The sequence below is a fragment of the Aphanizomenon sp. CS-733/32 genome (assembly GCF_028330045.1).
Classification (GTDB): Bacteria; Cyanobacteriota; Cyanobacteriia; order Cyanobacteriales; family Nostocaceae; genus Dolichospermum; species Dolichospermum gracile.
Map to the genome: position 1 here is coordinate 36,755 of NZ_JAQMSE010000228.1, position 12,965 is coordinate 49,719.

At 40.8% G+C, this 12,965-nt stretch carries 14 protein-coding genes; 2 read left to right on the forward strand and 12 right to left on the reverse strand.

Translation table 11 applies throughout. The annotated features are described in order from the left end of the window. Positions 1 to 24: 24 nt before the first annotated feature. From PN471_RS19325 to PN471_RS19355, 7 genes are all read right to left on the reverse strand, one after another. Positions 25 to 621, reverse strand: a complete 597-nt coding sequence (locus PN471_RS19325) for a HEAT repeat domain-containing protein (RefSeq protein WP_271778226.1) — start codon at positions 619 to 621, stop codon at positions 25 to 27. A gap of 112 nt (positions 622 to 733) precedes the next feature. After that, the gene (locus tag PN471_RS19330) at positions 734 to 1,564 is read right to left on the reverse strand and encodes a HEAT repeat domain-containing protein (RefSeq protein WP_271778227.1); all 831 of its coding nucleotides are present in this window, start codon (positions 1,562 to 1,564) and stop codon (positions 734 to 736) included. 16 nt (positions 1,565 to 1,580) lie between these two features. Continuing rightward, on the reverse strand, positions 1,581 to 1,820 hold the full coding sequence (locus tag PN471_RS19335; RefSeq protein ID WP_193899498.1) for a phycobilisome linker polypeptide: 240 nt from the start codon (positions 1,818 to 1,820) through the stop codon (positions 1,581 to 1,583). A gap of 49 nt (positions 1,821 to 1,869) precedes the next feature. Then, on the reverse strand, positions 1,870 to 2,730 hold the full coding sequence (locus PN471_RS19340; protein WP_271778228.1) for a phycobilisome linker polypeptide: 861 nt from the start codon (positions 2,728 to 2,730) through the stop codon (positions 1,870 to 1,872). 396 nt (positions 2,731 to 3,126) lie between these two features. Then, positions 3,127 to 3,615 (reverse strand): phycocyanin subunit alpha, encoded by a 489-nt coding sequence (gene cpcA / locus PN471_RS19345; protein ID WP_193899502.1) that lies wholly within the window; start codon positions 3,613 to 3,615, stop codon positions 3,127 to 3,129. A gap of 103 nt (positions 3,616 to 3,718) precedes the next feature. Beyond that, a complete protein-coding gene (locus PN471_RS19350; RefSeq protein WP_193899504.1) occupies positions 3,719 to 4,240 on the reverse strand; it encodes a phycocyanin subunit beta in 522 nt (173 codons plus the stop codon). Positions 4,241 to 4,858: 618 nt separating this feature from the next. Continuing rightward, a complete protein-coding gene (locus tag PN471_RS19355) occupies positions 4,859 to 5,794 on the reverse strand; it encodes an RluA family pseudouridine synthase (protein WP_193899506.1) in 936 nt (311 codons plus the stop codon). Between the two features lie 218 nt (positions 5,795 to 6,012). Between PN471_RS19355 and PN471_RS19360 the strand changes: the two genes are divergently transcribed. Beyond that, complete coding sequence (locus tag PN471_RS19360; RefSeq protein WP_193899509.1) at positions 6,013 to 7,053, forward strand: response regulator; 1,041 nt, start codon at positions 6,013 to 6,015, stop codon at positions 7,051 to 7,053. Positions 7,054 to 7,375: 322 nt separating this feature from the next. Further along, complete coding sequence (gene cysC, locus PN471_RS19365) at positions 7,376 to 7,939, forward strand: adenylyl-sulfate kinase (RefSeq protein ID WP_271778229.1); 564 nt, start codon at positions 7,376 to 7,378, stop codon at positions 7,937 to 7,939. 24 nt (positions 7,940 to 7,963) lie between these two features. Here the strand turns inward: cysC and PN471_RS19370 are convergent, their stop codons facing one another. The 5 genes from PN471_RS19370 to priA form a co-directional block, all read right to left on the reverse strand. Beyond that, the gene (locus PN471_RS19370; protein WP_271778230.1) at positions 7,964 to 8,347 is read right to left on the reverse strand and encodes a type II toxin-antitoxin system VapC family toxin; all 384 of its coding nucleotides are present in this window, start codon (positions 8,345 to 8,347) and stop codon (positions 7,964 to 7,966) included. Further along, the gene (locus tag PN471_RS19375; RefSeq protein ID WP_271778231.1) at positions 8,340 to 8,582 is read right to left on the reverse strand and encodes a hypothetical protein; all 243 of its coding nucleotides are present in this window, start codon (positions 8,580 to 8,582) and stop codon (positions 8,340 to 8,342) included. Before PN471_RS19375 ends, PN471_RS19370 begins: the two co-directional genes overlap by 8 nt. A gap of 288 nt (positions 8,583 to 8,870) precedes the next feature. Further along, entirely contained in the window at positions 8,871 to 9,623 is a 753-nt protein-coding gene (cobA, locus tag PN471_RS19380; protein ID WP_271778232.1) for a uroporphyrinogen-III C-methyltransferase, read from the reverse strand. Further along, complete coding sequence (locus PN471_RS19385) at positions 9,616 to 10,359, reverse strand: sirohydrochlorin chelatase (protein ID WP_271778233.1); 744 nt, start codon at positions 10,357 to 10,359, stop codon at positions 9,616 to 9,618. Before PN471_RS19385 ends, cobA begins: the two co-directional genes overlap by 8 nt. Positions 10,360 to 10,433: 74 nt before the next feature. Then, a complete protein-coding gene (priA, locus tag PN471_RS19390; RefSeq protein ID WP_271778234.1) occupies positions 10,434 to 12,902 on the reverse strand; it encodes a primosomal protein N' in 2,469 nt (822 codons plus the stop codon). Positions 12,903 to 12,965: the final 63 nt, after the last annotated feature.

Sequence of the window (12,965 nt, forward strand, 5' to 3'; positions counted from 1 at the left end):
TTATATGGTATATAAATCAGTCTACTAAGCCAAGGCCAACTGAACGCGAGCGCGAACGGCTTTTTCAGTATCGTTGGTCAGCATTAATTGAAATTTAGCCGAAATAGATGATCGCACTGTAGCCACTTTTGCTAAAGCTTGTAACCCAACAATAGCAGCATAACGAATTGACCAATCTGCATCTTCGCAAATCAACAGAAGTGTCTCTAAGGCTCGATTAATGGCTATTTCAGCTTCATTAGGTGCTAATTTCTGCCAATGTATGTTTCCTAATCCCTTCGCAGCAGCACGGCGGACGCTAGGGGCAAAGTCAGTCAATGCGGTGGAGATGAGAATATCCAAAGCACGGGGATCTGCGATCGCCGCTATTGTGCGAATCGAATAAGCCCGTGCGCCATAGTTATAATCATCAATTTGGTCTAGCAATTGTGGTACTGCTATTTCTCCCAACTCCGTCAATCCGGCTGCTGCCACTATGGCTGCCGCTGGATTGTTATAACCAAAGACGGCAATTAAGGTAGGAATTGCCAATGGATCTTTGGCTGCTGCCAGATTTTTAACTGCTGTCACCATTTGGTCAGGTGTTTCTGCTACGGTGACAGCCCGAATTAGTTCATCCATTTTTCTGTTGTCAGTAGCAAGAAACCCACCTATGGGCGGGGAAACCCACCTATGGGCGGGGAAACCCACCTATGGGCGGGGAAATCCACCTATGGGCGGGGAAACCCCGCCCCTACAAGAGTGAATCTATGAGATTCATGATGCGGATAGCTGGTGCGGATATATCAAAAGTATCAGACTGTTCTGGCAGTTGATACTCTAATAATCCTTTTAAAGCAATAAGTTTAAAGCTACTTTCCACTTGCGCTTGGGCGATCGCTTCTGCTGCTGCCAAATACCCAATTGCTCCCAAATCCCCCAAGACAACGCGACGCATTTTTAAATCACCTGTTGCCAAAGTCTTCACTAATAACTCACCATAAATAGAGTCTTGTGTCAGTTGGTACATGGCTCTGGCGGCGGAGCATTGCAATCGAGGAACGGAATGCTGGAGAAAAGGCTGCACAAGGGAAATAGCCTCAGTTGCACCCATAGCTCCTAAGGCTTCTAATACTGCTGTATAGGGCTGGGCAAGGTGGGGAAAACCAGGTACTTGTACAGCTTGGTCAACTCCCCCATCGAGCAGTTTGATCAGTGCTGGTAATGCGGTTTTATCCTGAAGCATAGCTAAAGATTGGGCTGCTGCCTCGCGGACATAAAAATCACTACATTCTAAACACTTAATCAAACCTGGTACGGCTTTTAGGTTGCCCAATTTACCAAGCGCCCTCGCGGCATTACGCCGTAAGGGATAACCACCCAGTTCGGTTCTGTCAGATTCATCCTCTAACGCCCTGATCAGTGCGTCTATGGCTTCTGGCTGACTGACCCGGAACTTACCCAACCACCAAGCAGCATAATAGCGGAGACTTAAATCTGATGATTGCAGGTTAGCGATTGCTATCTCTGGTGTGAGATTTGGTGCATTCTCTACAGAATATTCTTCTCCACTGGGTTCTATCATTGCCAGGGTGTTATGTTTATTCTGCTACTGTCAAAGTTTCAATTTTGACGATTTTGCCACCCAAGCGGCTAATCCGCTGCATTTCTTCATTCATGCGGCTGTAGGGTACGGTAATAAACACGCTACCACTGCGGCGAATGTCGAATTTATTTTTGTCGCTTTCTTCGTTTTGCTTTAAGCCGATAACTTCGTAACGAAATACGCGGCTTGCAGATGAGGAAACGCTACTAGCACCAAGTGTGGTTTGACCGAACATTACTTCTATATCTCCTATGATGAGTTTTGTCGGTGAACAGCACCGGATCTTAGGTGGAAATTACGCTGACAATTTTGCCGCCAACTCGATGAATTTGCTGCATTTTGTCTAGGAGGCGCTCGTAAGGTACAATAAATACTGTGCTGCTACGGCGCACGCTGGGGTATCCTGGATTGCGGATGCCTGTAACTTCAACTCGGTAGGTACGATTTGATTCTCCTACGGCATTACCCAAGTTTTGCTTAGGAGCGTTATCCGCAGATACACGGAAACCCCAGTTTTCATTACTGCCAGATGGTCCAACTACTGATGAGGTCTGATTACTAGCTAATTCCCGCGCTAAACGAGATTTAGAACCTTCAACTTGAGCAGTATCGCTGTTGGCATAACCTCGGTATAAACGAAACATCCGAGTAAATCCGGCTGCACTTTGTCCTGTTTGGAAATCAAAACCACGATAGTAGGGAACAACATTTTCCCCAAAGCTATTTTGATATTCTTCAGAATCAATGTAGGAGTCAATTTCCGCGTCGTAACCTTGGTTAATATATAAGTCTAAGTGGTAAGTGACTTCGGACTCATTGTATGGTGCGCGACCCAACAAATGTTTATAGTTGAGTTCAATTAACCGAGTTTGGAAACTGTTGTAGAAGAATTTAGCTTTGTAGAGTTCTGATTTAGCAACGCTGCGGACAAACTCGCGCACGCTTAAGTTGCGATCGCGTAATAGTGATTCTGCACTGATTAAGCGATCTGATGCCAATATATAGTCATTTCCTAAAACTTGCCGATAAACGGCACGAATTACTAATTCGACTTCTTCTCGGCTGGCGTTGGGGCGCAGTTCAACTCTGCGTGCGTCGCTAAAAGGCTCTGTCCCCAATCTGGATGCTGCTGTTGTAATTGCCATATTTTTCCCCTTTATTGTGCCGAATTTTGGCTGAATAAAGCTTGGTTAGTGGTCAGTGGTCACTGGTTAGTGGTCAGTGGTCAGTGGTTAGTGGTTAGTGGTTAGTGGTCAGTGGTTAGTGGTCAGTGGTCAGTAGGATTTGCCTCTTGCCTCTTGCCTCTTGCCTCTTACCTCTTACCTCTTACCTCTTGACCTATTTTATTTGTACATAAAACTATGCCCGGAGCTAGATCCAATTGCTAGGTGAACCAGAGTGATCATGTATGGTCTTAACGCCACTCAATTCCCAGTCGGAATATTTTCCAACTTACGCAGTGACTCCCCATGAACGACTGGTGAACCCCTTTAGGGGTAAATCCATCTAACAATTGTATCCCTCTCCGGGCATGACGCTATCTAGCTAAGAGCGTTGATTGCGTAGTCAATGTAGGTGTTAGCTTCGTTAGCAGCTTGACCACTCAAACCATGATTAGCTTTGATGGATTTTAAAGCTTCTACGTACCAGCTAGGAGACAAGTCAAATGCGGCGTTAACTTCAGCTAAACCAGCAATCAAGAACTCGTCCAAAGGACCTGTACCACCAGCAACTAAGCTGTAGGTGATGATGCGGAGGTAGTGACCAACGTCACGAGCGCACTTAGCTTTACCACGAGGATCAAATGCGAATTGATTGCCTTGTGTAGAGGTGGTGTAAGGGAATTTGCTGTATACAGCACTGGTAGCACCGTCAATCAATTTTTGAGCGTTAGCTGTTAAACCACGAGCGGCTTCCATGCTGGCAGCAGCACGAACTAGACGACCGTTAACTGCTTGTAATTCGGTATTGCTTAAAAAGCGTCCTTGGGTATCAGCAGATGCGATTGCTTCGGTAATTGGTGTTTTCATTGGTGAAAATCTCCTAGATAGTTTCTTGCTTTTTTTGTATGGCTAGGCCATGCAGACTATGGGAAAAGCTCAATTCAGGTTCGAGCTAATTTGTAGTGAATTATTAAGCAACAGCAGCCGCAGCACGGTCGAAGTAGCTTGCTAATTCGGAAACCAAAGAACTGCAATCACCTTTGGTGATACCGTTAGGATCGTTAACAATAGCGATCGCTGCTTCTTTCATTTTGCCAACACCAACTGCTACAGAGCTACCAGGAGTACCCAAAGCTTGGTATGTTTCGCGCAAGCCGTTCAAGCAACGGTCATCAAGAACACTAGCGTCACCTGCGATCGCAGCGTAGGTAACATAGCGTAAAATGATTTCCATGTCACGCAAACAAGCAGCGTTACGACGGTTGGTGTAAGCATTACCACCGGGAGCAATCAATTGAGGCTGTTCTTCAAACAAAGAACGAGCAGCGTTGGTAACGATTGTGGAAGCGTTGCTTGTGATCCGGTTAACAGCATCTAAACGCTTGTTGCCAGAAGCTACAACTGCACTTAAAGCATCTAGTTGTTCGGTGCTGAGGAATTCGCCTCTAGCGTCAGCTTGGGAAACAACCTTGGAAAATACATCTAATGTCATGGACTCTAATCTCCTAAATTACTTAGTTGAGAGATGTCTAAATTAAAACTAATTTGGATTTGTTCACAACGGAGTCAAATCAAAGCGTCTCTCAGTTTGTCTTCTCATCTACTAGTTTACAGTTTACAAACCAGAAATTATGAGAGTCAAGGAGAATTTTATGAGAAACTGGCAAACTTGATGAATTGCCTGCTTTTTTCAACTTTCCTCTGTTGTTTAACCCCTACAGTTTATGTTTATACAATGCTATAGAGTCTTTATTCGTTACAAATTATGAATAAATGAGATCGTAACTTAAGATAAGGCTCAAATCCTTCCTGGATAAGGGGTGTGCCTGAGAAAAATCTTATATTTACGTTACACAAGTTTACATTTTTTGCAAAAAATCGCAATACTTGGCGGTTAAAGATTGTTTTAACTTTGCTGGAAACTCTTGATGTAATTACATTACAGCCTTTTTGTTTCCTGTAAAAGTTTTATGAGTTTTGTTAAGGAGTGTTAAATTTACATTTCTAAATATTTGGGAAATTTTCCTGTTTTTCCCCCCAGGGGGGATATAATTTTTCCCAAAGGTGGCATTCACAAAATGAGACTAAATGGCTATTTTTTTAAAAATTCTTAACAAATACCACTACGACGGCGCAGAACTTCCAGTAAAGTTGTTAAGCTGCGGGGAAGGGGTGCTGTGACTGCGACTAAATCGCCAGAAACGGGATGTTGTAACTGAAGTTTCCAAGCGTGTAATGCTTGTCCCGGCAAATTTACACCCAGGGAATGACCTGAACTATAAATGGGGTCGCCGACGATGGGATGACCCATTTTGGCGCTGTGGACGCGAATTTGATGGGTACGTCCTGTTTCTAGTTGGAAGTGAATTAAAGTGTAGTTGCCGAAGCGTTCCCTTACACACCAATGAGTGATAGCATTGCGTCCACCATCTTCTACGGCAAGAATAGCCATTTTTTTGCGATCTTGGGGATTGCGACCTATGGGTAGGTTGATGGTGCCGGTTTCTGTTTTGGGGACACCGTAAATTAAGCCTAAATATTCTCTTCTGGCGGTTTTTGCTTGTAGTTGCGCTTGGAGGTGCTGATAGGCTAGGTCTGTTTTGGCGATCGCAATTGCTCCTGTTGTATCTTTGTCTAAACGATGGACTATGCCTGGACGTTGCACGCCACCGATTCCTGGTAAGTTGGGACAGTGTGCCAATATGGCATTAACTAGAGTCCCGTCAGGATGTCCGGGTGCGGGGTGGACTACTAAACCTGCGGGTTTATTGAGAATGATAAGTTCGTCGTCTTCATAAAGAATATCTAAGGGAATATTCTCTGCGATTACTTCTAAAGGTTGGATTGTGGGAATTTCCAGGGTAATGCGATCGCCTGTTTTCAGGTTAATCTTTTTAGATGTGCAAATTTTGCCATTAACTTGAACATGACCCTGTTCTATTAACTGCTGGATCCGAGAACGGGATAAATCTGATAAGGCTTGGGATAAGTAGCGGTCTAGGCGATCGCTATTTTCGCTAACTTGGATATTATTAATTGCAGACACGATTAAATGTGGGGTGTTTTAAGAAACATTGAGATTCAAAATGTTCTAGGAGAACCTCTGTACTTGATTTTTTCATCTTATTTTAAGATACTTTTTTATTTCTCTAAAAAATCTATAGTAACCTAAAAGTAATAATTGAAGAATTATAATTCACAACCTTTGTAAAATCCAGTAATTAAATGATCATGAGAGAAAATTTTAATGATCAATCTCAGAATATGAACATAATTCCTATTAGTAGATATAGATTTTTTCAAAATATCCAGCCAATTAGCTTATTCAAAAAGATTACTAATAACTCTTTTACTGGTTGTTTGCAGGTATTTAGTGAGTCGGGTGCATGGTCAATATACATGGATCAGGGTAAGTTAATTTACGCTAGTTATTCAGAGGAAATGTTTGAACCTCTTTATCGCAATTTACAGAGATTAAGCCAACAAATTTCTACTCTGCCTTTAGGTATTAATGAACAGGTGCGGATGATATTTGAAAAAGATGTTGAAAATCAGTCAATTCCCAATCCAGATTATTTAGCAATTTGTTGGTTAGTTAATCAAAAATATCTCAGTCACTATCAGGCTGCTTTGTTGATTGAACAATTAGCTTTGGAGGTTTTAGAATCATTACTGAATTTAGAATATGGCAGTTATGAATTTGTTCCCCATACTTTTTTAGATAATCTTCCTAAATTTTGTCATTTGAATTTAAGAACTTTAGTAGAAAAATGTCAATCAGAGATTAAGGTTGATGTTCAGGAAAATTTGAATTTGGAAAATCATCATCAGTCCCCGTCACCTAGTACCTATCAAGAACAATTATCTAAAAGTAATTTTGATCAAGTTGATCCTCAACCACATATACAGCAGCCGATAAACTCAGAAGTTAAGGAGAGGAAGAAATATAGTATTTTGGGTGTGGACAATGATTATAGCATATTAAATGCTGTGGAAGATTTTTTAGATGAGCAAATATTTTCTGTGCTGAAATTTATGGATTCTTCCCAAGCTTTAATAGAGATTCTACGGGTACAGCCAGATATGATTTTATTAAATGTAGAAATGCCTAATTTAGATGGCTATGAAATTTGTTCTTTATTACGAAAACACTCGCATTATCAAAATATTCCTGTGATTTTGATGACTGAAAGAATGGGATTAAGAGATAGAGCAAAAGCTAAGTTGGTGAGAGCTAATGGTTATTTAGAAAAACCCTTTTCCCAAGGAGATTTGCTGAAAATAATCTTTCATCATATTGTGTGAAAATTTAGAAATCAATTAAATACGATCCTGCCAATATTTTGGTTTTCGACTAGAGTGCATAATTGCTACATACAATTAGAATGTATTCATCTTCTATTTTATTTATATTAATTATTTTAGCATAACCACTCTAGGAGATAGAGTGTTACCTTAAAATATCCCTCTGCTTTGTCATATAGCCTACAGAGGGTAAAGTCGAGATAGCTGCAATTTGGGACACATTGTAAATAAATGTTGCATAAACTTTACTACATCAGCCCTCTTTTCATACTCTTTTTTTGAGCAAGGCATTGATTAAGATTTAGAATTCAAACCCATAAAAATGCAACAATCAGGTGTGACTGTTTGGTTTACTGGTTTAAGTGGAGCGGGTAAAACTACCATTTGTAGAGATGTAGAGCAAAAGCTTCTGGAACAGGGCGATAAAGTTGAAGTTCTTGATGGCGATATTGTCCGCCAGAACTTAACGAAGGGTTTAAGTTTCAGCAAGGAAGATAGAGACGAAAATATTCGTCGCATAGGTTTTGTTGCCCAATTATTGACTCGCAATGGTGTAATTGTTTTGGTTGCAGCCATTTCTCCCTACCGAGATATCCGTAATGAAGTTCGGCAGAAAATTGGTAATTTCATTGAGGTTTATGTCAATACTCCGTTAGATGTTTGTGAGCAACGAGATGTCAAGGGTTTATATAAAAAAGCTAGATCAGGGGAAATTAAAAACTTCACAGGAGTTAATGATCCCTATGAACCACCAATTGACCCAGAAGTTGAATGCAAGACAGATCATGAAAGTCTAGATGAGAGTGTAAGCAAAGTTCTAAAGGCAATCCTTGAAGTTCGTAACAATTACCGAAGAGCCAAAATTATTGTCAATAATCATGCTTAAATGATTATTTCCTCTCATTAATGCCTAACGCACTACTATAACTTCAACCCCCACATTAATACTACCCCACAACCGATCAGTTGTGAGAACAGGCTGATTAAGAATAATACCTAATGCTAAACAAGCCCTATCACCAAATGAAAGCCCGATTGATTTAGTATTTGGGCGCAACATTCCCGCTCTTAAGGCTTGTTTTTCATTAAAATCAATAACTTCAAGATTGAGATTAGAAAGAATCTGTCTAATATCTTCTTCCGGGATTCCTGCATCTGCTAATTTTGCTATAGCTTCGGATAAATTCACTGTACTAATTGCAGCTTTACCAATAAACTTTAAAACTTCTTCGCTACCAGTTTCTTCATTGAGTAAAGCTAAAATAGCAGAAGCATCTACAACAACTTCACTCATTTAAACTTTCCTCTTTTCGTTCCTGAATTAATTCTTCAGAAAGTTTTCTATTAACAGGAATATATTTTCTAAAAATAGCCTGAGCATTTTGTACAGAAGTTGGCAGATGATGTTTAATTGGGCGATCTTCTAAGACAATCACAGCGTTATATTCTCCCATTGGCATATCTACAGGAGAATTGACTAATAATTTGCCATCATTTGTTATAGTTACTTTTATGTCTAGTGTTTTCATAGTTAACTCAGTTAGTGAATGCTCATGTTAATTATACCAAATCTGTCTGAATCAGGATGTCCAGGATTTGAGGATGTACAGGATGTTTTATTAAAATTAATCTACATTTTCAGAAATTGCATTTTGTCTGAATCAGGATGCTCAGGATTTGAGGATGGTCAAAAGTATTTTGTTTACAAACTACTACCGGAAAGCGGAAGTCAAAAGTCAAAGGTCAAAAGTAATACTGAGTAAGCTTTTTGACGATTAAGAATGGTTGGTTTATTTACGCCGCAGTGTACTAGTTTATCATTTTTTCTCCTGTACAGAATCAGATAATATACCGTGCATTTTAACGACTGCACCAATTACAGCTATTGCCGGTGCAAGAAATCCCTTGGCTTCCACTTGTTCGACAATTGTCCCCAATTCACCAATTAATTCTTCCTGTTCTGGCCGAGTTCCCCAGCGAATTAAAGCAATAGGTGTATCTGAACTCAATCCAGCTAGAGTAAACTGTTCAATAATGTAGGGTAAATTGTGAATGCCCATATAAATTACTATAGTTTCCGAGCCGTGAGCTATGGCTTGCCAGTCTACCTGGGGTTTATACTTACCAGCGGATTCATGTCCAGTTACAAAAGTAACAGAAGAACTATAAAGCCGATGGGTTAAGGGTATACCAGCATAGGCCGCTGCGGCGATTCCTGATGTAATTCCGGGGACAACTTCTACCTGGATACCTGCGGCTATTAATTCCGCCATTTCTTCCCCACCACGACCAAAGATAAAAGGATCACCACCTTTGAGGCGAACAACTATGGCCTGATTTGCGGCTTTTTCAATCAGTAATTGGGTAGTAAATTCTTGTAACAGTGAATGTCTACCCATGCGTTTACCCGCGTTGATTTGTTCAGCTTGGGGATTGATCATTTCCAGCACTTCTGGACTCACCAAAGCGTCATAAATAACCACATCTGCACAAGCTAATAAACCTTTGCCTTTGAGAGTCATGAGTCCAGGATCTCCAGGACCAGCGCCGACTAAATAGACTTTACCCAACAACTTTTTCCTCTTCTGTGATGAAATTCTCAATTAAATCAGCAAATTCTCGACTTGTTCCCAAAGGTGGTGCGAGTTGAAAACTGACTGACGGAAATTGTAATTTTAGCGTTTCTACTGCTTGTGCGATCGCATCAGTTATCCCACCTGTAAATAAAAAATAGGGAAAAATCGCAATTTGTCTATAACCAGCAGTAATTAATTCCTGTACTCTTGTGTCTAAACTCGGAGGCACAGACCAATAGGCTGTAACTGCGCCGACACTAGCTGCTAGACTTTCCACAGAGGTATGAGAACCAGCACGGCGGCTACCATGAGCTAAAATAATTGCTATATCTGCTTTAACTGTCATCATCATTTTAGCAAAAAACTTTTCTAACCCAGGATAACTACCAATATAAGGGCGCAATTCTATGATCATGCCTTTATTTATCACCTGTTCTACCAGGGCGATTTCTGCGGGAATATCAGTCATGACATGGAATCCCGGTAACAAAAATAGGGGAATAATTTGCAGCTTCTTACAGCCAAAAGCTTGAACGCGATTAGCAAAATCTTGAATTTGCAAATGTAAAGGTTGGATATTTGCCTCTAGGGTAGCAACTTCTATGAAATTTTCACCCGGGGGTAATATCTCTCTTAACAGCCTAGCTAATTGCTGCATAGCCAGATCTGGACGAGGATCACGACCCCCATGGGATACTAAAAGATAAGCGATACTGTTGGTAAGTTGCATATTACGTCTTATGTGAGTTGGAGTAGCATTAAATCCTGTCAATCCTGATTCAGACAATAATTTATTTTCCGCGACTACATAATATTAATGGGATCTACATCAATTGTTAAACTCACAGAAGCGGGAGAAAGCGATCGCACCTCTGGCCAATCTGGTAAATTAGGTAAAGCATCAGGAGCAAACTTGAGTAATATTTGCCAGCGATAACGGTTAGCTACTCGTAAAATACTAGCAGGTGCAGGTCCTAATATCTCAAATCCTTCTTTACTGCTTAAAAATGTAGCAATGATTTGGGCTGTATTTTGGACTTGAATCGGATCTAAACTACTTAACCGCAATAAAATTAATCTTCCATAGGGAGGATAATTCAAAGCTTGTCTTTGTACTAACTCTGCATCACAAAAAGATTGATAATCGTGCTTTTGCACAGCTTCAATAATCGGATGTTCTGGAGTATAGGTTTGGACAATTACCCTACCTGGATCATCCCCTCTTCCTGCCCTTCCTGCAACTTGAGTCAGAGTTTGAAATGTGCGTTCATTGGCGCGGTAATCAGATAAATGCAATAATCCATCCGCAGCGACGACACCCACAAGGGTAACTTGGGGTAAATCTAACCCTTTAGTTAACATTTGTGTTCCCACTAATAAATGCGCTTCACCGTTAGCAAATCTAGTTAGGAGTTCACGGTGCGAACCTTTTTTCGTAGTGGTGTCGCTATCAAAGCGAATTATTTTCAAATTGGGAAATTGTTTAGTTAATTCCTGCGCTACCCGTTGAGTACCGCTTCCGAAAAACTTTAAATAAGGGGAACTGCATTCGGGACAATGGGGAGGATGTAGACGCCCATAATTACAATAATGACAACGCAATAATTCCGGCGCTCCCGCTTCCACATGATGATAAGCTAGGGAAACATCACAATGGGGACATTCCAATACATAACCACAACTGCGACAAGAGACAAAGGTACTATGTCCCCGCCGATGAATAAATAATATTCCCTGTTGTTGTTTTTCTTCCAATTGTTGCAGTGCATTTTGCAACTTCCTACTAAAAATAGACCGATTTCCCTCTTTTAACTCTTGACGCATATCCACTGTTTCCACAGGTGGTAATGGCCGCGAGTTAATCCGTTCTGGTAATGATAAATATTGATGATTTCTACTTACCCAACTTTCTAAAGAAGGAGTTGCTGAACCTAAAATGAGGGGACAATGTTCTAATTCGGCTCGCCATTGGGCGACAGTGCGGGCGTGGTAAGTAGGAATGGGGGAATCTTGTTTAAAGCTGCTATCGTGTTCTTCGTCCAGGATAATTAAGCCTAGATTGGGTAAAGGGGCGAAAATGGCGCTGCGAGTCCCAATGATGATTTGCGGCTCTCCTGTGAGCATTTGTCGCCAAGTGTCGTAACGTTCACCGTCGGAAAGGGCGCTGTGGTAAACGTGGACTTTGTTTCCAAATCTGGCGCGGAATCTGTCTGTAAGTTGGGGAGTAAGTCCGATTTCAGGAACTAAAACCAGGGCGGATTTTCCTTGGGCGAGTAACGGTGATATGGCTTGTAAATATACTTCTGTTTTTCCTGAACCTGTCACCCCATGTAACAATACTTGAGTAAATCCAGTTAAGGAATTAATTGTTTCTAAGGCGTTATTTTGGTCTGGTGTTAAGGATTTCGCCCAATCTCCGGCTACTGTTGGTCCTTGTTCTCGACGTAATATTTCTCTGTCTTCAATGACTATATATCCTTTATCTACTAAGGCTTTCAGCGTAGATGTGCTGGTAGCGCAAAGTTGCAATAATTCACTTTGCCACATTTCCCCGCCTTGTCGGCGTAAAACTTCGACAATTTCTTTTTGACGGGTTGTTAAATCGTCATCATGATTATCCAGAAGTGTGACAGCTTTTTGTAATTTAGGTTGGGTAAGTCGTGGCGGTTCTAAATAGTTTTCTGCTAATCCCAAACGGATTAATTCCCGAATACCTCGATATGCAGCTTTAACTTTTTGTTGAATGTAGTGATAACTATAGTCTGCCGTGGGGGTTTTTTGTAAAAGTGTGATTACTTGCTGGGCTGTAGGGCTAATGTAAATAGAAAGATTTTCTCTACCCAAGGGAGTCAACCGCAGACGACGTTGTGATCTTCCTAATAATCCCGGTGGTAATGCGACGCGAACTACCTGAATTAGAGGTGTATAGTAATAAGCTGCAACACGATTAAGCAAAATCCAATAACCAGGAGGGAAAAACCCTTCACTAACTACATCTTCTACTTCTCGAATTTTTTCTATTGCTAAATCTGTTGGTGGGTGAGTTAATAAGCGAATAGCGATCGCACCTACCTGTGTTGCACCAAAAGGAACACTTAAAATATCCCCTGGTTTGATTTCTAACTGTTCGGGTATTTTATAGGTAAATAAATCTGAACATCCTGGACAGTCTACAAGCACTTCAACCCATTGGGACAACTTTGGTTGAAATTGATATAATCCTCCTGGTTCGGATACGGCTATAACCGATGAATTTACACTAATAGTATACATAATTTCTCAATTTATAAACAAATATTCTACTTACAGACTTGGTTAATTCTATTCAAGCTTACC